21 protein-coding genes are annotated in these 22,321 nt (G+C 71.3%); 9 read left to right on the forward strand and 12 right to left on the reverse strand.

Going from position 1 to position 22,321, the window contains the following annotated elements:
* Positions 1 to 2: 2 nt before the first annotated feature.
* Positions 3 to 2,429, reverse strand: coding sequence for an MMPL family transporter (locus M2283_RS23440; RefSeq protein ID WP_280878720.1), 2,427 nt, complete (start codon positions 2,427 to 2,429; stop codon positions 3 to 5).
* 168 nt (positions 2,430 to 2,597) lie between these two features.
* Between M2283_RS23440 and M2283_RS23445 the strand changes: the two genes are divergently transcribed.
* Positions 2,598 to 3,287: a response regulator transcription factor gene (locus M2283_RS23445; protein ID WP_280878313.1), complete on the forward strand. Its 690-nt coding sequence runs from the start codon at positions 2,598 to 2,600 to the stop codon at positions 3,285 to 3,287.
* Positions 3,284 to 4,765, forward strand: coding sequence for a sensor histidine kinase (locus M2283_RS23450; RefSeq protein WP_280878314.1), 1,482 nt, complete (start codon positions 3,284 to 3,286; stop codon positions 4,763 to 4,765). Before M2283_RS23445 ends, M2283_RS23450 begins: the two co-directional genes overlap by 4 nt.
* 11 nt (positions 4,766 to 4,776) lie before the next feature.
* Here the strand turns inward: M2283_RS23450 and M2283_RS23455 are convergent, their stop codons facing one another.
* From M2283_RS23455 to M2283_RS23470, 4 genes are all read right to left on the reverse strand, one after another.
* Positions 4,777 to 5,178 carry an ATP-binding protein gene (locus M2283_RS23455; protein WP_280878315.1) on the reverse strand — a complete coding sequence of 134 codons (402 nt, stop codon included), beginning with the start codon at positions 5,176 to 5,178 and terminating at the stop codon, positions 4,777 to 4,779.
* 108 nt (positions 5,179 to 5,286) lie between these two features.
* On the reverse strand, positions 5,287 to 6,843 hold the full coding sequence (locus tag M2283_RS23460) for an ABC transporter substrate-binding protein (protein ID WP_280878316.1): 1,557 nt from the start codon (positions 6,841 to 6,843) through the stop codon (positions 5,287 to 5,289).
* A gap of 224 nt (positions 6,844 to 7,067) precedes the next feature.
* On the reverse strand, positions 7,068 to 8,372 hold the full coding sequence (locus M2283_RS23465) for a metallophosphoesterase (protein ID WP_280878317.1): 1,305 nt from the start codon (positions 8,370 to 8,372) through the stop codon (positions 7,068 to 7,070).
* 62 nt (positions 8,373 to 8,434) lie between these two features.
* Complete coding sequence (locus tag M2283_RS23470; RefSeq protein WP_280878318.1) at positions 8,435 to 8,674, reverse strand: SCO4848 family membrane protein; 240 nt, start codon at positions 8,672 to 8,674, stop codon at positions 8,435 to 8,437.
* Positions 8,675 to 8,765: 91 nt separating this feature from the next.
* Here M2283_RS23470 and M2283_RS23475 point away from each other — a divergent pair, with 91 nt between their 5' ends.
* Entirely contained in the window at positions 8,766 to 10,061 is a 1,296-nt protein-coding gene (locus M2283_RS23475) for a D-alanyl-D-alanine carboxypeptidase family protein (RefSeq protein WP_348538918.1), read from the forward strand.
* On the opposite strand, the gene M2283_RS23480 is transcribed toward M2283_RS23475, so the two are convergent.
* The 4 genes from M2283_RS23480 to M2283_RS23495 all read right to left on the reverse strand — a co-directional run bounded on the left by M2283_RS23480 (position 10,009) and on the right by M2283_RS23495 (position 12,968).
* Positions 10,009 to 10,962, reverse strand: a complete 954-nt coding sequence (locus tag M2283_RS23480; RefSeq protein ID WP_280878320.1) for a YihY/virulence factor BrkB family protein — start codon at positions 10,960 to 10,962, stop codon at positions 10,009 to 10,011. The two genes, M2283_RS23475 and M2283_RS23480, sit on opposite strands and share 53 nt — an antisense overlap.
* On the reverse strand, positions 10,950 to 11,336 hold the full coding sequence (locus M2283_RS23485) for a GtrA family protein (protein WP_280878721.1): 387 nt from the start codon (positions 11,334 to 11,336) through the stop codon (positions 10,950 to 10,952). Before M2283_RS23485 ends, M2283_RS23480 begins: the two co-directional genes overlap by 13 nt.
* Before the next feature lie 137 nt (positions 11,337 to 11,473).
* The gene (locus M2283_RS23490) at positions 11,474 to 12,466 is read right to left on the reverse strand and encodes a decaprenyl-phosphate phosphoribosyltransferase (protein WP_280878321.1); all 993 of its coding nucleotides are present in this window, start codon (positions 12,464 to 12,466) and stop codon (positions 11,474 to 11,476) included.
* Positions 12,459 to 12,968, reverse strand: coding sequence for a phosphatase PAP2 family protein (locus M2283_RS23495; protein WP_280878322.1), 510 nt, complete (start codon positions 12,966 to 12,968; stop codon positions 12,459 to 12,461). Before M2283_RS23495 ends, M2283_RS23490 begins: the two co-directional genes overlap by 8 nt.
* A 133-nt stretch (positions 12,969 to 13,101) precedes the next feature.
* Between M2283_RS23495 and M2283_RS23500 the strand changes: the two genes are divergently transcribed.
* Both M2283_RS23500 and M2283_RS23505 read left to right on the forward strand, forming a co-directional pair.
* Positions 13,102 to 14,493, forward strand: coding sequence for an FAD-binding oxidoreductase (locus tag M2283_RS23500; protein WP_280878323.1), 1,392 nt, complete (start codon positions 13,102 to 13,104; stop codon positions 14,491 to 14,493).
* Positions 14,494 to 14,527: 34 nt separating this feature from the next.
* Entirely contained in the window at positions 14,528 to 15,283 is a 756-nt protein-coding gene (locus M2283_RS23505; protein WP_280878324.1) for a decaprenylphospho-beta-D-erythro-pentofuranosid-2-ulose 2-reductase, read from the forward strand.
* 92 nt (positions 15,284 to 15,375) lie between these two features.
* Here M2283_RS23505 and M2283_RS23510 read toward each other — a convergent pair whose 3' ends face one another.
* Together M2283_RS23510 and trpS are read right to left on the reverse strand one after the other, a co-directional pair.
* The gene (locus tag M2283_RS23510) at positions 15,376 to 15,954 is read right to left on the reverse strand and encodes a 2'-5' RNA ligase family protein (protein ID WP_280878325.1); all 579 of its coding nucleotides are present in this window, start codon (positions 15,952 to 15,954) and stop codon (positions 15,376 to 15,378) included.
* Positions 15,955 to 16,094: 140 nt separating this feature from the next.
* Entirely contained in the window at positions 16,095 to 17,108 is a 1,014-nt protein-coding gene (gene trpS / locus M2283_RS23515; RefSeq protein WP_280878326.1) for a tryptophan--tRNA ligase, read from the reverse strand.
* Positions 17,109 to 17,208: 100 nt separating this feature from the next.
* Between trpS and M2283_RS23520 the strand changes: the two genes are divergently transcribed.
* The 4 genes from M2283_RS23520 (at position 17,209) to M2283_RS23535 (ending at position 20,664) form a co-directional block, all read left to right on the forward strand.
* Positions 17,209 to 17,811 (forward strand): RNA polymerase sigma factor, encoded by a 603-nt coding sequence (locus M2283_RS23520; protein ID WP_401713786.1) that lies wholly within the window; start codon positions 17,209 to 17,211, stop codon positions 17,809 to 17,811.
* Positions 17,804 to 18,838 (forward strand): hypothetical protein, encoded by a 1,035-nt coding sequence (locus M2283_RS23525; protein ID WP_280878328.1) that lies wholly within the window; start codon positions 17,804 to 17,806, stop codon positions 18,836 to 18,838. The genes M2283_RS23520 and M2283_RS23525 overlap by 8 nt, the downstream gene beginning before the upstream one ends.
* 180 nt (positions 18,839 to 19,018) lie before the next feature.
* Positions 19,019 to 19,696, forward strand: a complete 678-nt coding sequence (locus M2283_RS23530) for a hypothetical protein (RefSeq protein ID WP_280878329.1) — start codon at positions 19,019 to 19,021, stop codon at positions 19,694 to 19,696.
* A gap of 218 nt (positions 19,697 to 19,914) precedes the next feature.
* Positions 19,915 to 20,664 carry a hypothetical protein gene (locus M2283_RS23535; RefSeq protein WP_280878330.1) on the forward strand — a complete coding sequence of 250 codons (750 nt, stop codon included), beginning with the start codon at positions 19,915 to 19,917 and terminating at the stop codon, positions 20,662 to 20,664.
* A 179-nt stretch (positions 20,665 to 20,843) separates the two neighbouring features.
* Here M2283_RS23535 and M2283_RS23540 read toward each other — a convergent pair whose 3' ends face one another.
* Positions 20,844 to 22,298, reverse strand: a complete 1,455-nt coding sequence (locus M2283_RS23540) for a glycine hydroxymethyltransferase (protein WP_280878331.1) — start codon at positions 22,296 to 22,298, stop codon at positions 20,844 to 20,846.
* Positions 22,299 to 22,321 lie beyond the last annotated feature (23 nt).

Genomic DNA, 22,321 nt, shown 5'->3' on the forward strand with positions numbered 1-22,321 from the left:
GCTCAGTTGACGGCGTCCACCTCGTCCTCCGCCAGCTCGACGTCGTAGACCAATGGCCCGTCCGCCACCATCACATGGCCGGCCCGCGAGCCGTGCAGTGCGGACGTGACGGCCAGCAGATAGGCGCCGGGGCCGGGCACCGACACGATGTACGAGCCGTCGGCCAGGGTCGTCACGCGGTCCAGCTGGCGTCCGCCCTTGGACAGGACCGTGACCGCCGCGCCCTCCACCGCGTCACCGTCCGGGCTGCGGACGAAGCCGTGGACCGCGGAGGCGGGACCGTCGGCCGCCGGTGCGGGCGCGTCGGCCCGCTCGCCCGCCTCGGCCTCCTCCTTGGGCTCGACCGCGAGATGCGGCAGCCGCTTCTCCAGCCACTCCGGCAGCCACCAGTTGGAGTTGCCGAGCAGGTGCATCGCGGCCGGCACCAGCGCCGTACGCAGGATGAAGGCGTCCAGCGCCACCGCGGCGGCTAGTCCCACGCCCGCCATCGCCGCGCCCGAGTCGCCGCTGAGCACGAACGCCATGAAGACGCAGACCATGATCAGGGCGGCGGAGTTGATGACCCGGCCGGTCTCGGCGAGGCCCACGCGCACCGCGCGCGCGTTGTCCCTGGTGTGCACCCACTCCTCGTGCATGCGGCTGACCAGGAACACCTGGTAGTCCATGGAGAGGCCGAACAGCAGCGACAGCATGATGACCGGCAGGAAGGCGTTGATGGGGCCCTCCTTACCGAGGCCGAGCAGTTCCAGGCCCCAGCCCCACTGGAAGATCGCCACCAGAACGCCGAAGGAGGCAGCCGCGGCGATCAGGTTCATCAGGGCGGCCGTCAACGGGACCACCAAGGACCGGAAGGCGACCAGCAGGAGCAGGAAGCCCAGGCCGATGATGGTCGCGATGAACAGCGGGAGCCGCTCGCCGGTCACCGTCGCGAAGTCCTTCGACACCGCCGTCACACCGCCCACGTGCGCGGTGACGTCGGCCTGCGGGATCACGTCGTTCCGCAGGGTGTCGATCAGGTCGTCCGTCTCCTTGGACTGCGGTGACGTGGTCGGCACGACCTGGATCACCGTCACACCCTGCGCGGGCGGCAGCGCGACCACCTTGGCGACCCCGTCGGCGCCCTGGATGCCCTTGACCAGGGCGGTGGTGTCGCCGCCGTCCGTGACCACCTGGAGCGGCCCGTTGAAGCCGGGCCCGAAGCCCTCGGCGAGCAGGTCGTACGCCTTCCTGGTGGTCGACGCGGAGTCGTCGTTGCCCTGGTCGGTGGCGCCAAGTCGCAGCGACAGCACGGGCAGGGCGAGTACGGCCATGACGGCAAGGGCGAGCACGGCGATCCGGCGGGGGCGCTTCTGCACGTTCATCGACCAGCGCGCCGAGAGGTTGCTCGACGACTCGGTCTCGGGGCCCTCGGCCGCGAGCCGGCGCCGCTGGCGGCGGCTGAGCACGCGCGGTCCGAGCAGGCCGAGCAGGGCCGGCAGGAGGGTCGTCGCGGCCAGCACGCTCAGCACCACCGTCAGGGAGGTGCCGACGACCACGCCGTCCAGGAAACGCAGCCGCGTCACGAGCATGCCGGCGAGCGCGATGCAGACCGTGCCGCCCGCGAACAGCACCGCCCGGCCGGAGGTGTTGAGCGCGGTGACCGCGGCCTCCTCCGGGTCCATGCCCTTCTGGATGCCGCGCCGGTGCCGCGTCACGATGAACAGCGCGTAGTCGATGCCGACGCCGAGGCCGATCAGGGAGGCGAGCAGCGGGGCGATGTCGGGGATGTCGGTGGTGTGGCTGAGGAGTTGAGTGGAGAACAGGCCCATGCCGACGCCGAAGATGGCGATCGCGATCGGCAGCAGCATCGCGAAGAACGACCCGAAGGCCAGGAACAGCACGGCAGCCGCGGCGACGATGCCGACCATCTCCGACAGGCCCTGCGGCGGCTCCTGGACGCGCTGGATGGCCTGGCCGCCCAACTCGACCTCAAGGCCGCCGCGTTCGGCGCCCTGCGCGGTGTCCATGACGTCCTGGACGAGTTCCTTGGGCACCTCGTTGGCGGGCTTGGCGAAGGTCAGCTGGGCGTACGCGATCTTTCCGTCGCCGCTGACCTGGGCCGCGCCCTGCGCGCCGGCGAAGGGGCTGGTGACCGCGCCGACGCCCGGCATCTTAGCGATCTTGTCGAGGGCGGGCTGGATACGGGACTCGACCGCCGGGTCCTTGGCCGAGCCCTGGTCGACCTTCCACACCACCGTGTCGGTGTCCCCGGAGGTGTTCGGGAAGGCCTTCTCCATCAGGTCGTACGCGCTCTTTGAGTCCGTGTCGGGGAGGGAGAAGACGTTCGCGTAGTTCGTGCCCGCCGTCGAGGCCGAGAAGCCCAGGCCGAACAGTGCCCCCACCCACAGCAACAGGACCACCAGCCGGTGCCGATAGCACCACCGTGCCAATGCCGCCACTGTCAACACTCCTTAGTCGATCGGTCGGTTGGTCCCCCAGGTCCTGGACAACAGGATTGGCGCCGCCACGCGTGCGTGCACACGGCGCGCCCATGACTCTCAAGGAACTCCAAAGACCGATCCGGTCCCGTTGTCAGTGGCCCGGCCGATACTGGTGACATGACGACGGCTCCAGGCACCGTGCTGGTGGTGGAGGACGAGCCGAGCATCGCGGACGTCCTCGCCATCGCCCTGCGCTACCACCGGTTCGAGGTGATGATCGCGGGCACCGTCCGCGAGGCGCTCGCGCTCGTCGAGCGCACCCGCCCCGACGCGGCACTGCTCGACGTCATGCTCCCGGACGGCGACGGCCGGGCGCTGGGGCGTGAACTGCGCGCGAAGCGGCCGGAGCTGGCGGTGGTCTTCCTCACCGCGCGGGACGCGCCCGCCGAGATCGTCGGCGCCCTCGGCTTCGGCGACGACTACATCACCAAGCCGTTCAACATCGACGAGGTCGTCGCCCGGATCACCGCCGTCCTGCGGCGCACCCGCCGGGCCGACGTGCTGCCCCAGCGGCCGCCGCTGACCTACGGCGACCTGGAGCTGGACGAGACGACGTACAGCGTCCACCGCGCGGGCCGCACGGTCGAGCTGACCCCCACCGAGTACGCCCTGCTGCGCTTCCTGGTGCGCAACGGCGGCCGGATCGTGTCGAAGGAGCAACTGCTGCGCCACGTCTGGCAGTACGAGCACACCCCGCCCGAGTCGACCGTCGTCGAGACCTACATCAGCTATCTGCGGCGCAAGCTGGACACCCTCGGAGCGCCGGTGATCACCACGCGGCGTGGTGTCGGATACGGGCTTGCATGAAGGTCTTCCATCCGTTCCGCCATCCGCTGCGCCACTCGTTCTGCAATCGGGGCCTCCACTCGCTGCGCGCCAAGCTGACGCTGGCCAACGTGGCGCTGCTGGCCCTCGGCATCGTGGCGACCACCGCCGTCAGCCTCATGGGGATGCGGTACTACCTGCTCGACCAGGTCGACACCGAGCTGATCAAGATGCGCGACTCGCTGGGCAGTTCGGAGCTCACGATACGGAAGGTCGACTCGCTGGGCGCCCTGAGCTTCGTCAAGGACAAGCTCGTCCCGGAGGCCACGGACAAGGACCGGTCGGCACCGGACTCGATCTACACGGCCGTCGACGACCGGGGCAGGGCCGTCGGCATCCTCGACGTGCCGCTGACCGAGGCGCAGATCGGCCTGGCCCGCGCGGCCGGCGACGCCCCGGCGCTCGCCCAGGACACCGGCCCGCACGACGTGACGGTGAACGGTGCCTCGTACCGGGTCACCGCCGTCCGCCTGTCCGACGGCACGTACATCCTGATGGCCGCCTCGACCGAGGCCCTGCACATGGGTATGAGCAAGGCCCTGCGGCTCGACTTCGCCGTCGGCGGCCTGCTGTTGGTCCTGCTCGCCTGTCTGACCATGATGAGCGTCAGCCGTCGGATGCGGCCGCTGGAGGACATGGTGGAGACGTCGTCGGCGATCGCCGAGGGCGACCTGACCCGGCGCGTGCCCTCCAGCCACCATCCGACGCAGGAGGTCGAGCAGTTGCGCCTCGCCCTCAACTCGATGCTCCACCAGGTCGAGTCGGCGTACCGCACGCGCGAGCGCAGCGCGGCCCAGCTGCGCCGCTTCGTCGGCGACGCCTCGCACGAGCTGCGCACCCCGCTGTCCGCGATCCGCGGCTACCTCCAGCTGTACGACAAGGGCATGCTCAGCGACCCGGCGGAGCGCCGGCGGGCCTGGGACCGGGTGCTGGCGGAGACGGACCGCATGGGCCGCCTGGTGGACGAACTGCTCACGCTGGCCCGCCTGGACCAGGAGCCGCAGCTGCTCCTGCGCAACGTCGACCTGAGCCGGCTGGTGCGGGACGCGGCCGAGGACCTGCGGGTGCAGCAGCCGGAGCGGCCGATATCCGTCGGCGCCGACGGCGCGCTGCTGGTGCGGGCCGACGAGTCGGGCCTGAGAAAGGTACTCGGCAACCTGATGGGCAACGTCCGCACGCACACGCCCGAGGACGTGCCGGTGCGGCTCGGCCTCGAGCGGGAGGACGGGGTCGTACGGCTGTGTGTCGAGGACAAGGGGCCGGGGCTGTGCGAGGAGGACGCGGCGCGCGTCTTCGACCGTTTCTTCCGGGCCGGCGGGGGCGCGGGCAGCGGTCTCGGCCTCGCGATCGTGCAGGGCGTCGTCCTGGCACACGGCGGCGAGGTGGCGGTCCGCACGGCACCGGGCGAGGGCCTGACGGTGACGGTCACGCTGCCGGCCCGGACGGCCCTGGAGGCGTAGGCCTCACGAGTTCACGCCTCGGTCAGCACGAGTGCCCACACCGTCTTGCCGTGGCGGCCTCTGCTCCACACTCCCCAGGCCGCCGCGATGTGCTCCACCAGGCGCAGGCCGCGGCCGGTCTCCTCCCACTCCGTCACCAGGCGCAGGCGGGGCTCGGTCTGGTCCTCGTCCGAGACCTCTATCAGGCAGGAGCCGTCGGAGAGCGCGGTCACGGCCACCTCGAACTCGCGCTCAAGGAGCGGGCCGTGGCGTACGACGTTGGTCGCCAGCTCGGACACCAGCAGGACGGCGTCGTGCAGGGACGGGTCGTCCGGCCCGTGCCCCCAGTCGGCCAGATGGTCCCGTACCCGGCGCCGGGCGAGGCCGACGGAGGCCGGGTGGCGGGGCAGCCGGAAGGAGTCGCGTCTCAGCACATGTCCTCCTCACCCCACGCACGCCTCCGTCACATCCTCCTGCGTCGGGTGGGCGTCGCGCGTCACTCGGGTGAAGGTCGTTGCCGTCCGACCCCCTTCCGACCCCCGTCAGATCCAGGTCAGGCTCCACAGCCGGAACACTCCGGTGGCGTCCGAGAGGTACTGGCCGCCGCCGACCTCCTCGTTGCTGAGGACGTACTCCTTGCCCTGCCACAGCGGGATGACCGGCACATCGCGCGCGACGTCCTCCTGCAGCGTCTTGAAGTCGGACGCGGCGTCACCCCGGTCGGGGTACTGCTGGCTGGCCCGGATCAGCTGGTCGACGGACTTGTCGCTGTAGCCGGTGTTCATGGTGCTGTCGGTGCCGACGAGCGGCCCGCCGAAGGTGTCCGGGTCGGGATAGTCGGCGACCCAGCCGACGGCGTAGGCATCCAGCTTCCCGGCCGCCCACTGCTTCTGGAAGTCGGTCCACTCGTAGCCCTTGAGCGTGACCTTGAACAGGCCGCCGGCCTCCAGCTGCTTCTTGAGGTCCTCGGCCTCCGGCTGGGCGGCACCGCGGCCCTCGGCGTAGCCGTAGGTGAATTTGACGGGGGTCGTCACGCCGGCGTCGGTGAGCAGTTGCTTCGCCTTCTGCTCGTCCTGCTTGGGGTAGGCGTCGAAGAACGACGTCGTGTGACCGGTGATACCCGTGGGAATCAGCGAGTAGAGCGGGTCGACCGTGCCCTGGTAGACCGTCGCGGCCAGTTCCTCGCGGTTGATCAGCCAGGCCATGGCCTTGCGGACCTGGACGTCGTGCAGCGGCGAGCTCTGGCGCGTGTTCAGGTAGAGGTTGCGGGTCTCGGAGGTGTCGGACTCGTTGACGCGCTGGTTGGGGTCGCTCGCCGAGAGCTGGGACAGCGTCTTGGGCGGCAACTGCCGGGAGGCGACGTCGATCCGCTTCGCCTTCCAGGCCTTCTCCAGGGCCGCCGCGCTGCCGTAGTAGAGCAGGTCGACGGGGCGTCCGGTGCCGTGGACGTCGCCCTTGTAGTGCGAGTTCGGGGCGAGGACGGCCTTCTTGTTCTTCGCGTACGACGTGAGTTCGTACGGCCCGGTGCCGTCGACGCCGGGGTCGGTGCGCAGGGCCTTCTTCGGGTACTTGGTGCGGTCGACGATCGAGCCGGCCCCGGTGGCGACCTTGAACGGGAAGGTGGCGTCCGGCGAGGAGAGGTGGAAGGTGACCGTCAGTCCGCCGGCGTCCACCGACTTGAGCGTGCTCAGCAGCGAGGACGGGCCGACGTCGGAGTTGATCGCCTTGACCCGGTCGAAGGAGTACTTGACGTCCTCGGCGGTCATCGCGCGACCGCTCGGGAAGGTCAGGCCCTCCTGCAGCACGCAGCGGTACGTGGTCAGTCCGCTGCCGACGAAGACACAGCTCTTGGCCGCGTCGGGCACGGGCGAGGCACCGCCCGGCTCGAAGGTCAGCAGTGACTGGAAGACGTTGCTGAACAACGCCCACGAACCCGCGTCGTAGGCGCCGGCCGGGTCGAGCGCCGTGACGGCGTCCGTCGTGCCGACCGTGATCGTCTTGCCGGAGTTCTCCTGCGACGGCAGCAACTGCCAGCCGCCCACTCCCGCGGCCGCGAGTACCAGTACCGTCGCGAGAATCCGCGTGCGAACCGAGCGCATCGGTTTGCCCTCTCCGGGCCCCGTCGGGACCCACCCCACCATCACTCCCCAGGCCGCTCCCCCGAGCGGCGCGGCTCACCTAATCACACGTGTTTCAGCCAGGGGAAGAGAAATCTGTCGAGATGAGAGAACACTTACCGCAGGATCGTTTCGGCCGAGTTTCACAGCTCATCCACAGGATGTGAAACCCGGTGAAAGCGGGCTCCAGGCAAGGGAGTTGACGCTCAGGTGCGCATCGAGGCCAGCTCGATCACCGTGATGTCCGAGGGCGCGCCCACGCGCGTGGGCGGCCCCCAGGCGCCGGCTCCCCGGGAGACGTACAACTGCGTGTCGCCGTAGCGCTCCAGGCCCGCGACGGTCGGGTTCGCGGCCGCCGCCACGAAGTTGCCGGGCCAGAGCTGGCCGCCGTGGGTGTGGCCGGAGAGCTGGAGGTCGACGCCGTGGTCGACGGCGTCGTGGATCTGCACCGGCTGGTGCGCGAGCAGCACGCACGCGCGCGTGGTGTCGCGGTCGCCGAGCGCCTTGGTGAAGTCGGGGCCCTGGCCCTCGCTCTCGCCCGCGATGTCGTTGACGCCGGCCAGGTCGAACCACGGCAGCTCGGTGCGCGCGTTCTCCAGGGGGAGCAGGCCGAGCCGGCGCACCTCCTCGACCCACTCCTCGGCGCCGGAGAAGTACTCGTGGTTGCCGGTGACGAAATAGGAGGGCGCCTTCAGCTGCGACAGCGGCGCGGCGGCCGGTCCCAGGTTCTTCACGCTGCCGTCGACCAGGTCGCCGACGACCGCGACGATGTCCGGCTGGGTCCCGTTGATCGTGTCCACGACCCGCTGCGCGAAGCCCCGGCCCAGCGTCGGCCCCAGGTGGATGTCGCTGACCACCGCGATGCGGTAACCGTGCGCCGCGCGCGGCAGCTTGGCCAGCGGCACGGTGACCCGCTTCACCCGCGGGCCGCGCAGGACGCCGTAGGTCCCGTATCCGACGGTCCCGACGGCCGCCGCGGCGGCGGCACCGGCCACGACGCGGGAGACGAAGAGGCGGCGGGAGGGGTCGGGGCCCGCCGGGGGTCCGTCGGGCTGGTCGGCTGTCCCGGAGGACGCGGGGGATGCCGAGGACGCGGAGGACGCGGAGGGTGCCTCCTCGGGCGTCGGCTTCTCGGCAGGGGCCGATGGCGCTCCCGCCGGGACCGGCTCCGGCTCCCGTACGTCCGCCGTCGTGCGGGCCCGGCGCTCCAGCAGCCGTCGCAGCAGCGGTCGTACGACCTCTCCCGCGATCACCGCGAGCAGCAGGTAGATCGAGAGCGCCAGCCACAGGAAGCCCGGCCAGGCGAGGGTCTGCTGGAGCCAGAAGGGCGCGCCGGACCGCTCGGCGACCAGCGCGCCGATCGCCAGCAGCCAGCCGCCCGCGACGACGACCGCGCCCACGCGGCGCATGACACCCGGGCCCCGGGTCGTGTCGCGGAACAGACGGCGCCACAGATACCAGTTGCCCGCCACCAGGACCGTGAGCGCGAGCAGCGCGAAGACGATGACCACCGTGCCGTGAACCCCGCTGTCTGTGTTGCCGGTACGCGTCGGCCCCTGTTGGCTTCCGCCGGTTATGAAATGCGGCGCAGTGCGCGCAGTCCGCGCAACCCGATGCCCCCGACAACCGTCCCCAATACGAAGGAGACGACGGCGAGCGTCAGGTGCACCCAGAAGTACGCCGTCGGGTTCCCGTCCTCGAACGCGAGCCCACTGCTGTCCTTGACAAGGTTTTTGACGAAAGTGACCCAGATGACCCAGCTCCACACCCCGAAGGCGAGCAGGAACCAGGAGACCGGGCGGCTGAGCTTCATGCGTTCAGTATCGCCGCCGTCCGTCCGGTCCCTTTCCCGGGGTGGGGTGCGAGGTGGGACTTCCCGTCCCTCGGCATGTACGTTCTCGTCCGTGCCCGCTCCCAAGAAGACCCTCAGGCGAACCCTGCTGGTCACCTCCGCCGCCCTGTCGTCGCTCGCGCTGACCGCGCCGGCCGCCCTCGCGGCCCCGAGCCCCTCGACGAGCCCGAGCCCTTCGACGAGTCCTTCGGCCACTCCCCCGGCCAGGATGTCGACCGTGGGCGGCAACCGCCTCGGACAGGCGGGCACGCAGGTCGATCTGGGCAGCGGCGCGCCCGTGCTGCCCAAAGACCTCACCGCGCGCTCCTGGATCGTCGCCGACGCCGAGTCCGGCGCCGTGCTCGCCTCGCACAACGCGCACTGGCGGCTGCCCCCGGCGAGCACGATGAAGATGCTGTTCGCGGACACGGTGCTGCCGAGGTTCCCGAAGACCGAGAAGCACAAGGTCGTCCCCGCCGACCTGGCCGGCATCGGCGCCGGCTCCAGCCTGGTCGGGATAAAGGAGGGCCAGACCTACACGGTCCGCGACCTGTGGCTCGGCGTCTTCCTGCGCTCGGGCAACGACGCCGTGCACGTGCTGTCGGCGATGAACGACGGCGTCGACAACACCGTCAAGCAGATGAACGAGCACGCCGAGGAGCTCCAGGCCCTCGACACGAACGTGGTCAGCCCCGACGGCTACGACGCGCCGGGACAGGTCTCCTCCGCGTACGACCTGACCCTGTTCGCCCGCTCCGGGCTGCAGAAGAAGGACTTCCGGGAGTACTGCTCGACGGTGCGAACGCAGTTCCCGGGCGAGACGAAGAAGAACAAGAAGGGCAAGTCGGTCCGCGAGTCCTTCGAGATCCAGAACACCAACCGACTGCTGAGCGGCGACTCCGACATCCCCGTGTACCAGGGCATCGCGGGCGTCAAGAACGGTAATACGACGAATGCGGGCGCGACCTTCACGGGAGTCGCCGAGCGCAACGGCAAGGTGCTGCTCGTCACCGTCATGAACCCCTCGAAGAACGAGCACAACGAGGTCTACAAGGAGACCTCCAAGCTCTTCGACTGGGGCTTCAAGGCGGCCGGCAAGGCCCAGCCGGTGGGCGAGCTGGTGGCGCCGAAGGGCGCGCAGGCGAGCGCCCAGCCGGGCGCCACGGCCTCCTCCGGCCAGGCGGGCGGGGCCGGCGACGCATCGCCGAAGTCGGCGACGAAGAAGGCCGCGGCCGAGGAGGACTCCGGCGGCGTGGGGATCGCGCTCGCGATCACGGGCGGCGCGCTGGTGCTGCTCGCAGCCGCCGCGTTCCTGGTCAACCGCCGCTGGCCGCTGCCTGATCTGGTACGTCGTCGTCCTCGTCCCTGACCTTGCGGACCTCCCCGTCGCGTTCCTCGGCCTCCTCCTCGCGGATCTCGTCCTCCTCGCTCTGCGTCGCCGTCCAGGCGGCGCAGAACAGGACCAGTTTCGAGGTGAAGTTGATCCACAGCAGCAGCGCGACGGGCACCCCGAAGGCGCCGTACATGCTCTTCGCGGCCACGCCCTGCATATAGCCGCTCAGCAGCAGCTTCAGCAGTTCGAAGCCGACGGCGCCGGTCAGCGCGGCCACCAGCAGCCGACGCCGCTTCGGCTCGACGCCTGGCAGCAGGGTGAGGACGTACAGGAGCAGCAGGAAGTCGGCGAGTACGGCGACGGCGAACGCGGCGATCCGCAGCAGGGCCCGGCCGATGCCGCCCTCCTGGAGGCCGAGTTGCTCGCCGATCCAGCCCACCAGGGCGGAGGCGACGGCCGAGGCGGCGATCGTGACGAGGACGGCGCCGCCGAAGCCGATCAGGATGACCGCGTCCTTGGCCTTGGCCAGGATCGGGTTCCCCTCCCGGTCCGGCAGCTCCCACACCCCGCGCAGACAGTCGCGCATCGACCCGACCCAGCCGATACCGGTGAACAGCAGCGCGGCGCCGGCGATGAGGCCGATCGTGCCGGCGTTCTCCACCAGGCCGTGGATGTCGAGCTGGTCGGAGATGCCGGGCACCTGGTCGGCGATCTTCTCCTGCAGGGTGTTCTGCTGCTCGGTGCTGAGCGTGGCGGCGGCGACCGCGGCGGCGACGGTGAGCAGCGGGAACAGCGCGATAAAGCTGATGAACGTCATCGCGGCGGCCAGCCGCGACCACTTCACCCGGTCCAGGCGCTCGTAGGACCGCCACGCGTGCGTGGCGGTCAGGCGCGTCATCAGCGGCCCGACGACGGGGAGCTTCTTCAGCCAGTCCATGATCCGACTCTGCCCTCACTGCGGAAGACCAATGTGCGAGTACCCCAGAACCGCAGGATCGTCGCAAGGGCCATGCCGATTACAGCACCGGAGACGGTGTCCGCGCGCTGCGAGGTGAGGCCGAGGCCGTAGTGGCTGACGGCCAGGCACAGCAGTTGGACGAGGGCACCGGCGATGTTGACGGCGACGAAGACGGCGTAGGGGCGCAGCCCGCCCGGTCCCGTGCCCCGGTAGGTGCCGAGCGCGTTGCCCGCGTAGGCGACCGAGCAGCCGGCCACGAAGGAGAGCGCCTTGGCGGTGATCGGGTCGAGGCCGGCGGGGCCACGGAGCCAGGTGAAGAGGGCGAGGTCGACGGCGTAGGCGAGGAGGCCCACGGTCGCGAAGCCGAGGAGTTCACGGCGGCGGGGCGGGCTCGGGGAGGCGGGGCGGGTGGGGGGTGTGAGGGGCGTGGCCGGGGTCGAGGGGCTCGCGACGGGCGCAGGGCCCGCGGTCGGCGCCGGGCTAGCGTGGGTCACCAATTCGCCACCGCCAGCGCGTACATCGCCAGCCACACCAGGGCGATGAGGGCGAGAGCCCGGTCGCGCAGGACGACGTCCTCGGGTTCGCCGGCCGTGCCGCGGTCCGCGAAGACGGCGTACCTGAGGATCGCGAGGATGAAGGCGACCATGGACAGCTGGCGCCAGGGCAGCACGCTCGCGTGCGGGACACCGCCCTCCTCCAGCGCCCACAGGCAGTAGCCGAGCACGGCGACCCCGGCGGCCAGCTGCCACACGAACCGCAGGTAGCCGGTGGTGTACTCGGTGAGCAACGCGCGCGTGGTGCCGCCTTTCCCGGCCATCTGCACGGCCTCGGAGTAGCGCTTGGCCGAGACCATGAACAGCGCGCCGAAGCCGGTCGTGATCAGGAACCAGCGCGAGAGCGGGATCCCGAGGGCGACCCCGCCGATCATCGCCCGCATCAGGAAGCCGGTCGTGACGACGACGAGGTCGACGACCAGGACGTGCTTGAGGCTGAGGCAGTACGCCAGTTGCATGCCGAGGTAGGCCGTCAGGAGCGCCGCGACGACCGGCGAGACCAGCCAGGCCGCGAGCGCCGGTGCGAGGGCCGCGAGGACGCCTCCGACGGCGTGGGCGACGGGCACGGGGACCTGTCCGGCGGCGACCGGACGGTGCCGTTTGGTGGGGTGGGCGCGGTCGGCCTCGGCGTCGCGGGCGTCGTTGATCAGGTAGACGGCGGCGGCGCAGGCGGTGAACAGCGTGAAGACCAGCGCGAGTTGGGTCAGCGCGTGCCGGGTGAAGAGCTGGCCCGCGGCGGCCGGGGCGGCGACGACCAGGACGTTCTTGACCCACTGCTTGGGGCGCGCGGTCTTCAGCAGACCGCGGAGGAGGGAGCCGAGGAAGGAGCCTTTACGGGGTGGTGGGGTATGCCGCTGGGGCGCGCGCTGTTCCAGAAGCGCCGTCTCACGTGTGCGCGCGCCGCCGGTGAGGGGCGCGGTCTCAGTCATGAGCGCCCCCTCGCACCCAGCGCGATCCGATGCGCGCCGTGAGCGCACCCAGGACCGCGCCCGCTGCCACGTCCGAGGGGTAGTGGACGCCGACGACCAGGCGGGAGAGGCACATCGCGGCGGCGAGCGGCGGGACCGCGGGGGCGCCGAGCGCCCCGTAGGCGACGGCCGCCGCGGCGGCGGAGGTCGCGTGCGAACTCGGGAAGGAGTGGCGGCCGGCGGTGCGCACAAGGGGTTCGACGTGCGTCGGACGGGGGCGGCGCACCACTCTCTTCACGCCCATGCTGACGAGGTGCGCACCGGCGGTGAGCGCCGTGCCGCGCAACCAGGCGCCGCGCCGCGCGCCGTCCACGGCGGCTCCCGCGAGCCCCGCCGCGAGCCACAGCGCACCGTGCTCGCCGGCCCGGGAGAGGACGCGCGCGGCTCCGGCGACGCGCGGATCGGCGCCGTACGCCCGGCAGGCCGAAAGGATTCGGTGGTCCATGTGGTCCGTGTGGTCCATGTGGACTCACTGTTCACGTCAACACCGCCGGAACTCCGGCAATATTGAGCGACATCCCATTAATCACCCATTTCGGGGAGGGAGGTCATGTTTCTGAACAAACCGATCACATAGGGGCGATACGGTCGCCGACATGTCTGCCGACGCCGCCCAGGACATCGCATCCGCCACCGCACCCGCCTCCCTGCCCGTCCCCGTCACCGGGTGGGGCCGCACCGCGCCCACGGCGGCCCGTCTGATCCGCCCAGGGACCTACGAGGAGGCCGTGACGGCCGTCCGGGAGTGCGGGGCCCGCGGAGGCATTCCCAGGGGCCTGGGGCGGGCCTACGGGGACGCGGCGCAGAACGCAGGCGGCGCGGTGCTCGACATGACGGGCCTGGACCGCGTCCACGCGATCGACGCCGCCGGCGGCACCGTGCTGTGCGACGCGGGCATCTCCCTGCACCGGCTGATGGAGGTCCTGCTGCCGCTCGGCTGGTTCGTGCCGGTGACGCCCGGCACGCGCTACGTGACGGTCGGCGGCGCGATCGGCGCGGACATCCACGGCAAGAACCACCACGTCTCGGGCTCCTTCTCCCGGCACGTCCTGTCCTTCGAACTCCTCACCGCCGACGGCTCGATCCGCACGGTGAGCCGCGGCACGCCCCTGTTCGACGCGACCGCCGGCGGCATGGGCCTGACCGGAGTGATCCTGACGGCGACCGTCCAACTGCTGCCCGTCGAGACGTCCTTGATGTCGGTCGACACGGAACGCGCGACGGACCTCGACGACCTGATGGCACGCCTCACGGCGACCGACCACCACTACCGGTACTCGGTCGCCTGGATCGACCTCCTCGCGCGGGGTGCGGCGACGGGCCGCGCGGTGCTCACCCGCGGCGACCACGCGCCCCTCGACGCACTGCCCGCAAGCACGCGTAGAGCACCGTTGGAATTCCAGACCCGCCGGCTCCTGGCCGCCCCCGCCTTCCTCCCGGAGGGTCTCCTCAGCCGCACGACCGTGGGCCTGTTCAACGAGCTCTGGTACCGCAGAGCACCACGCGCGCGTACCGGCCAACTCCAGCGGATCCCCACCTTCTTCCACCCCCTGGACGGCGTGCCGCACTGGAACCGCGTCTACGGCCGCGGCGGCTTCGTGCAGTACCAGTTCGTCGTCGGACACGGCCAGGAGGACGCCCTGCGCCGGATCGTGCGGCGCATCTCCGAGCACCGGTGCCCGTCCTTCCTGGCCGTCCTCAAGCGCTTCGGGGAGGCCGACCCCGGCTGGCTCTCCTTCCCCGTGCCCGGCTGGACGCTGGCCCTCGACATCCCGGCCGGCCTGCCCGGCCTCGGCGCCCTCCTCGACCGGCTCGACGAGGACGTGGCCGAGGCCGGCGGGCGCGTCTACCTCGCCAAGGACTCCCGGCTGCGCCCCGAACTGCTCGCCGCCATGTACCCGCGCCTCGACGACTTCCGGACACTGCGCGCGGAACTCGACCCGCGCGGGGTGTTCGTGTCGGACCTCGCCCGCCGCCTCACCCTCTAGGCAACCTCGTAGACAACCTCTAGGAGCCGCACCCGTGAAGGACGCCTTCGGCCTCCCCCAGTCCCTGCTCATCCTTGGCGGTACGTCCGAGATCGCTCTCGCCACCGCACGCCGTCTCATCGCCCGCCGCACGCGCACGGTGTGGCTCGCCGGACGCCCCTCACCCGCCCTGGAGGAGTCCGCGGAGCAGCTGCGCGGCCTCGGTGCCGACGTGCACACCGTCGCCTTCGACGCGCTCGACCCCGACGCGCACGAGGCGGCCCTCGGCAAGGTGTTCGCCGAGGGCGACGTCGACATGGTGCTGCTCGCCTTCGGAATCCTCGGCGACCAGGCGAACGACGAACGCGAACCGGCCGCCGCGGTGCGTGTCGCGCAGACCAACTACACGGGCGCGGTGTCGGCAGGACTCGTCAGCGCACGCGCGTTGCAGACGCAGGGCCACGGCTCGCTCGTGGTGCTCTCCTCCGTCGCCGGCGAGCGCGCCCGCCGCGCCAACTTCATCTACGGCTCCAGCAAGGCAGGGCTGGACGCCTTCGCCCAGGGCCTCGGGGACGCGCTGTACGGCACCGGCGTGCACGTCATGGTCGTACGCCCCGGGTTCGTCCGCTCGAAGATGACCGCGGGTCTGCCTGAGGCGCCGCTGGCGACGACCCCGGAGGCGGTCGCGACGGCCGTCGAGCTGGGCCTGCGGCGCCGCTCGGAGACGGTGTGGGTGCCCGGCACGCTACGCGTGGTGATGTCGGCCCTGCGGCACGTCCCGCGCGGGCTGTTCCGACGACTGCCCCTGTAGGCGACCGGGCATCGGCCACGGCTGCCCCGGCCGGCCCACCGGCCGGGGATCCGCCTACCGACTGGGGCTCGGCCTACCCACTGAGGATCGGCCTACCGGCTGGGGATGGTGCCCCGCTCCACGTGACCGGCCTGCGGCGGCACCACCGAGCTCCCGAAGGGGAACTCCCGCAGCTTGCGCCAGACACCGTCCGGGCCCTGCTCGTACAGCGCGAACCCGGTGCACGGCCACTCGGCCTCGTAGTCGGCGAGTTCCGCGAAGGCACGGTCCATCGCCTCGTCGTCGATGCCGTGGGCCACCGTCACATGGGGGTGGTACGGGAACTGCAGTTCGCGTGCGACGGGCCCGGAGGCGTCGCGGACCTGCTTCTGCAGCCAGGTGCACGCCTCGGCGCCCTCCTCCACGCGCACGTAGACGACGGGCGAGAGCGGACGGAAGGTGCCCGTCCCGGACAGCCGCATCGGGAACGGCCTGCCGGCCCCGGCGAGCTCGGTCAGATGCGCCTCGACGGCCGGCAGCGAAGCGCCGTCGACCTCCGTCGGCGGCAGCAGGGTGACGTGCGTGGGGATGCCGTGAGCCGCGGCGTCCCCGAAGCCAGTGCGCAGCTGTTGGAGCAGGCTGCCGTGAGGCTCCGGGACCGCGATCGACACGCCGATCGTTACGGTCCCCACGTCATCTCCTGTCGTCGTGTCGGTCGGACGTTCCCAGCCGTTCGGCTATCGACTGTACGGCCACGGCTGGGGTCCGGGCAGGCGCAACCGTAGTGATGTGCAGCGCTCTGTCCAGTGGTACGTGTGTGCGGTTGTGCGCCTCAGTGCTTCGCGGGCAGGAAGCCGACCCGGTCATAGGCCTGCGAGAGGGTCTCCGCGGCGACGGCACGCGCCTTCTCCGCGCCCTTGGCCAGAATCGAGTCGAGCGTCTCCGGGTCGTCCAGATACTGCTGCGTGCGCTCTTTGAAGGGCGTCACGAACTCGACCATGACCTCGGCGAGGTCCGTCTTGAGCGCGCCGTACATCTTGCCCTCGTAGTCCCGCTCCAGCTCCGCGACCGACTTGCCGGTGAGGGTCGAGTAGATCGTGAGCAGGTTGCTGACGCCCGGCTTGTCCACGGCGTCGTAGCGGATGACGGTGTCCGTGTCGGTGACCGCGCTCTTGACCTTCTTGGCGGTGGCCTTCGGGTCGTCGAGGAGGTTGATGAGGCCCTTCGGCGTGGACGCCGACTTGCTCATCTTGATCGACGGGTCCTGGAGGTCGTAGATCTTCGCCGTCTCCTTGAGGATGTACGGCTTCGGGATCGTGAAGGTCTGGCCGAAGCGGCCATTGAAGCGCTCGGCGAGGTCGCGGGTCAGCTCGATGTGCTGCCGCTGGTCCTCACCGACCGGCACCTCGTTGGCCTGGTACAGCAGGATGTCCGCGACCTGGAGGATCGGGTACGTGAACAGGCCGACGCTCGCCCGGTCGGCACCCTGCTTGGCGGACTTGTCCTTGAACTGGGTCATGCGGGAGGCCTCGCCGAACCCGGTCAGGCAGTTCATGACCCACGCCAGCTGCGCGTGCTCGGCAACGTGGCTCTGCACGAAGAGCGTGCAGCGCTCCGCGTCGAGCCCGGCCGCCAGCAGCTGCGCGGCGGCGAGCCGGGTGTTGGCCCGCAGCTCCGCCGGGTCCTGCGGGACCGTGATCGCGTGCAGGTCGACGACCATGTAGAACGCGTCGTGGGACTCCTGCAGGGCCACCCACTGGCGGACGGCGCCGAGGTAGTTGCCGAGGTGGAACGAGCCTGCGGTGGGCTGGATTCCGGAGAGCACGCGAGGACGATCTGAGGACATGTTCACCATTCTCTCAGGTGTTGGGGGCGGGTCCGGAACTGGTCGGAAACAGATGTGACACGGGTGGGAACCGATCCGCCTCGGGCGGTGTACCAAATGTGTGAGAACGCGGGAGGGGGGCCGCATCGTCGATGAGGCCGCGGTGATCGCACGCGTACGCGCCGGAGAGCCGGAGGCGTACGCGGAGCTGGTGCGGGCCCATACGGGCATCGCGCTCAGAGCGGCCGCGGCACTCGGGGCGGGTGCGGACGCGGAGGACGTGGTGCAGCAGGCCTTCGTGAAGGCGTACTGCGCGCTGGGCGGGTTCAAGGACGGCGCCGCCTTCAAGCCGTGGCTGCTGTCGATCGTCGCCAACGAGACGAGGAACACAGTGCGCACGGCGGCCCGGCAGCGCACGCTCGCCGGCCGGGAGGCGGCGTTCGCCGAGGCCGAGCCGCTGATACCGGAATCGGCGGACCCGGCGGTCGCGACCATCGAGACGGAGCGCCGCGCGGCCCTGCTGTCCGCCCTGGAGAAGCTGAGCGAGGAGCACCGCCTGGTCGTCACCTACCGCTATCTGCTGGAGATGGACGAGCCGGAGACCGCCCAGGCCCTGGGCTGGCCGAGAGGCACGGTGAAGTCCCGCCTCAGCCGCGCCCTGCGAAAGCTGGGCAGACTGCTGCCGGATTTTCGACCTCGGGAAGGGGGTGATGAGCATGAGTGAGTCGCACGAGGACGAGGGTTACGAGGGTGAGGGTGGACGTGCCGCCGGAGGCACCGGTGGCCGGGGCCCGCGCGGCCGTGGTGACGGTCGGGGCGGCGACCGGGGCCCGCGAGGACGTGAGCGGGGACGGGAGCGAGGGCGGACCCGGGAGGAGACCGCCCGGCTGCCGGAGGAGCTGAAGGCGCTGGGCCGGTCGCTGCACGCGCCGGGCACCGGGGGCACCGACGATTCCGAAACGATGGTCGAGCGGGTGCTGGGCCAGATACTCGCCGAACAGCTGCCGACCCCGGTCCCCGAGCCGCGCCCGGCCCGCGCCCGCCTGCGGTCGGTCCGGCACTGGACGCGGCTGCGCTGGCGCTCGCTCACCGCCCTGCTGTGCGGTCTCCTGACGGTGCTCGTGCTCACGCCCCCGGTGCGGGCGGCGGTCTTCGACTGGTTCGACTTCGGCGGGGTCGAGGTGCGGTACGACCCGTCGGCGGTGCCCTCACCGGGCGCCGAGGTACCCGGCTGCGGCCGGTCCCTGTCGCTGGGGCAGGCCGAGCGCCGCGCCGGGTTCGAGCCGCTGGTGCCCGAGGCGCTGGGCGTCCCGGACACGGTGGCGGTGAGCGGTGAGCCGCACGGGCGGTTCCTGGTGAGCCTGTGCTGGCGTGTGGACGGGCACACGGTCCGGCTGGACGAGATGCCGAACCCGCTGGACCTCACCTTCGCCAAGACCGCCCGCGAGCAGCCGGAGTGGATCCCGCTGGGCAAGGAGACCTCGACCGGCGGCATCCCGGACTACGCCCTGTGGTTCCCCCGCCCCCATCTGCTGAGTTTCTGGCTCATCGACGCGGACGGAACGCGCTTCACCCGCAAGGAGCGGACCGCCGGGCCGACGCTGCTGTGGATGCACCGGGCCGGCTTCGACGAGGTGACGCTCCGGTTGGAGGGGGTGGCGTCGAGGGCGCGGGCGGTGGAGATCGCGAGGGAGCTGGAGAAGTCCGGCGGGATGTCTGCCGACGGCTCCGCCGACGGGTCGGCGAAATAGTGCGGTCGGGGTGGGAACCCCGGCGGGTCGGGCGGTGTACCAGAAGTGACATGCGGCTCGGGGACGGGTCGCGGGGACGACTGGTTGGGGGACGGGATGCGCGGGTGGCGGAACAGATGGCGGGGCCGGGTCCGTGAACTGGCTGTGCTGGCAGGCGCGTTGGCGGTGACGCTGGCTCTGATGACGTGGGTCGCGTCGTCGGCTTCGGCGGGCGGTCCGACGAGCGTGCTGGTGACCTCGCCGACCAGCGGCGAGGCCACCGCGTTGTACTACTCCGACAAGGAGTACGACGCGCTGCAGAAGCTGCTCGGCGCGGCGGGCGTGGGCACGCGAGACGTGCCGCCGCAGGTCGCTACGGCGCAGGCGCGTCAGATCAACGTCACATGGATGGCGCACGACGTGTCGCCCTGGCGCGTGGACCAGGTCTTCCCTGTCGACTCCGGGCCACGTGCCGTCTGGATCCACACGGCGGCCGACATGCCGGAAACGCCGAACGGTTACTGGCATCGCGCCGACCATCCCGCCGAACTGCGCTCCCTGCTGAAGAAGTTGGGCGTGATGGCCAAGTCCTCGGGCGACGGCTACGCGGGCATCTTCCCGGAGCCGTGGCAGTCGCAGGAGACGGCCCCGACCACCGGACCGGACACGACGACGACCACCGTGTCGGTCGGAACGCCGGGCACGACCGACGGCACCCGCTGGCGGTCCAACTGGTGGTGGACGTTGCCGGGAGCGGCGGGCGGGGCGGCGCTGGCGCTGGCGCTGGTGCTGCGACCGCTGGCCTCGCGGCTGCCGCCGGGTTGGTGGCGTGGTGGAGGGCGGGAGTCGGGGCCCAGGCAGGAGTTGCAGGACGTATGAGGGGACGCGGAGGGGTGGGACGGGGTGAGGTGGGGATGAGCGGGCGGACCCGACGGGTTGGGCGGGCCAGACGGGCCGGGCGAGTGACGGTACGACTCGCGGCGTTGCTGCCGGCGGTCGCGGTGACTCTGTGCGGGGTGCCGACGGCCGACGGGGCGGTGAGTGCAGAGGTCAGGTCGGAAGGGCGAGCACTTACGCAGGCGGAGACGGCTACGCAGATGGGGGCGAGCGCAGAGACGGGGACTCAGATACCGGCGGGGGCACCGACGCAGGGCCGGGACAGCCCCGACACGGCGGTGATCGTCGCGGGTGGCACGGGGCGGACGTTGGCGTTGCGTTCCGGCGAGCCTGCTTTCGCCCGGCTGTCGGAGTTGCTGCAGCCGACGTACACCGGCACGGAGCGCGTGCCGGAGGAGTGGACCGAGGGTCGGTATCCGCCGGTGAACTTCACGGTGATCTGGGGGCTGTCGGGCGTCGGGGGCTGGCCGCAGACCAGCCGGGCGCCGGGCGGTGACGTGGCGGTGGAGCGGCAGGACCAACTGTTCGTGGCCACGGACGGTTCGCCCTGGGTGCGCAGCGACCTCGCGCCGGATGTGGAGGACGACGACATCCGCTGGCACCGGGCGCCGCGCTCGGTCTTCGTGCGGCTGGAGCAACAGGGCGTACTCGACGGGCTCGGTGACGGGCCACGGGATGGGGTCGACGCGGCCGGCGGGGCCGGCGAGGGGGCGGCCGGGAGCGGGTCCGCGCAGACCGGCTCCACCGCGTCGGACAGAGCGGCCTCGGCGGACAGGCTGGGCGCGGGTGGGCTCGGCCGGGGTGGTATCTGGTGGACGTTGCCGGGGCTCGCCGTGGGGCTCACGGTCGGTGGCGCGGGCGCGCTGCTGATACGCCGCGCGGCGGCCCGGCACGGAGCCGGACCGCCGCGGGAGGAACCACGACATGAACTGATCGACCTCGACATGTGAGGTGAGGTGTGGCGCGGTTCGCTCGGTCGTCGGAGTGACCTGACGCGTCGCCTGGAGGCGTCAGCCCGGCGGGCGTCAGCCCAGAGGCATCGGCCCGACCGGTGGCCGCCCAACGGGCGTCGGTCCAGAAGGCCTCACCCCGCTAGGCGTCAGCCCAACTGGCCTCAGCCCAACTGGCCTCAGCCCAGGTCGATCTCCGGGTACAGCGGGAAGCCGGCCACGAGGTCGGTGGCGCGGCGGGAGATCTCGTCGGCGACCTTGGGGTCGAGGACGTGCTGGGCCTTGGACGGCGCGCCCTTGCTGGTGGTGCCGGGCTCCGTGGTGGTGAGGACGCGGTCGATGAGGGCGGCGACCTCGTCCATCTCGGCGGTGCCGAGGCCACGGGTGGTCAGGGCGGGGGTGCCGATGCGGATACCGGAGGTGTACCAGGCGCCGTTGGGGTCGGCGGGGATGGAGTTGCGGTTGGTGACGATGCCGGAGTCGAGGAGGGCTGCCTCGGCCTGGCGGCCGGTGACGCCGTAGGAGGTGGTGACGTCGATCAGGTTGAGGTGGTTGTCCGTGCCGCCGGTGACGAGGGTGGCGCCGCGGCTCATCAGGCCCTCGGCGAGGGCGCGGGAGTTGTCGACGATGCGCTGGGCGTAGTCCTGGAAGGAGGGCTGACGCGCCTCGGCGAGGGCGACGGCCTTGGCTGCCATGACGTGCGGGAGCGGACCACCGAGGACCATCGGGCAGCCGCGGTCGACCTGGTCCTTGAGGGAGTCGTCGCACAGGACCATGCCGCCGCGCGGGCCACGCAGCGACTTGTGGGTCGTGGTGGTGACGATCTGGGCGTGCGGGACCGGGTCGAAGTCGCCGGTCAGCACCTTGCCGGCGACTAGGCCGGCGAAGTGCGCCATGTCGACCATCAGGGTCGCACCGACCTCGTCGGCGATCTCGCGCATGATGCGGAAGTTCACGAGACGGGGGTAGGCGGAGTAGCCGGCGACGATGATCAGCGGCTGGAACTCGCGGGCGGAGGTGCGCAGGGCCTCGTAGTCGATGAGGCCGGTGGTGTGGTCGGTGCCGTAGGAGCGCTGGTCGAACATCTTGCCGGAGATGTTCGGGCGGAAGCCGTGGGTGAGGTGGCCGCCGGCGTCCAGGGACATGCCGAGCATGCGCTGGTTGCCGAAGGCCTGGCGAAGTTCGGCCCAGTCGGCCTCGGAGAGGTCGTTGACCTGGCGGACGCCGGCCTTCTCCAGGGCGGGGGCCTCGACGCGCTGGGCGAGGACGGACCAGAAGGCGACGAGGTTGGCGTCGATGCCGGAGTGCGGCTGGACGTAGGCGTGGCGGGCGCCGAAGAGTTCCTTGGCGTGCTCGGCGGCGAGGGACTCGACGGTGTCGACGTTGCGGCAGCCGGCGTAGAAGCGGCGTCCGACGGTGCCCTCGGCGTACTTGTCGCTGAACCAGTTGCCCATGGCGAGGAGGGTGGCCGGGGAGGCGTAGTTCTCCGAGGCGATCAGCTTGAGCATCTCGCGCTGGTCGGCCACCTCCTGGCCGATGGCGTCGGCGACGCGCGGCTCGACGGCGCGGATCACATCGAGGGCGGAGCGGAAGGCGGTGGACTCGGGGGAAAGGGGCGCAGAGTTGTCGGGCATCAGGACCTCCGGACGTGGCGTTC

Source organism: Streptomyces pseudovenezuelae (genome assembly GCF_029892565.1).
Classification (GTDB): domain Bacteria; phylum Actinomycetota; class Actinomycetes; order Streptomycetales; family Streptomycetaceae; genus Streptomyces; species Streptomyces pseudovenezuelae_A.

Coding starts and splice junctions, on each gene's coding strand:
- M2283_RS23480 (WP_280878320.1), bottom strand. CDS start 10,962: ATGGACTGGCTGAAGAAGCTCCCCGTCGTCGGGCCGCTGATGACGCGC.
- M2283_RS23490 (WP_280878321.1), bottom strand. CDS start 12,466: ATGACTGAGACCGCGCCCCTCACCGGCGGCGCGCGCACACGTGAGACG.
- M2283_RS23495 (WP_280878322.1), bottom strand. CDS start 12,968: ATGGACCACACGGACCACATGGACCACCGAATCCTTTCGGCCTGCCGG.
- M2283_RS23500 (WP_280878323.1), top strand. CDS start 13,102: ATGTCTGCCGACGCCGCCCAGGACATCGCATCCGCCACCGCACCCGCC.
- trpS (WP_280878326.1), bottom strand. CDS start 17,108: ATGTCCTCAGATCGTCCTCGCGTGCTCTCCGGAATCCAGCCCACCGCA.
- M2283_RS23445 (WP_280878313.1), top strand. CDS start 2,598: ATGACGACGGCTCCAGGCACCGTGCTGGTGGTGGAGGACGAGCCGAGC.
- M2283_RS23535 (WP_280878330.1), top strand. CDS start 19,915: ATGGGGGCGAGCGCAGAGACGGGGACTCAGATACCGGCGGGGGCACCG.
- M2283_RS23540 (WP_280878331.1), bottom strand. CDS start 22,298: ATGCCCGACAACTCTGCGCCCCTTTCCCCCGAGTCCACCGCCTTCCGC.
- M2283_RS23470 (WP_280878318.1), bottom strand. CDS start 8,674: ATGAAGCTCAGCCGCCCGGTCTCCTGGTTCCTGCTCGCCTTCGGGGTG.
- M2283_RS23525 (WP_280878328.1), top strand. CDS start 17,804: ATGAGTGAGTCGCACGAGGACGAGGGTTACGAGGGTGAGGGTGGACGT.
- M2283_RS23460 (WP_280878316.1), bottom strand. CDS start 6,843: ATGCGCTCGGTTCGCACGCGGATTCTCGCGACGGTACTGGTACTCGCG.
- M2283_RS23530 (WP_280878329.1), top strand. CDS start 19,019: ATGACGTGGGTCGCGTCGTCGGCTTCGGCGGGCGGTCCGACGAGCGTG.
- M2283_RS23450 (WP_280878314.1), top strand. CDS start 3,284: ATGAAGGTCTTCCATCCGTTCCGCCATCCGCTGCGCCACTCGTTCTGC.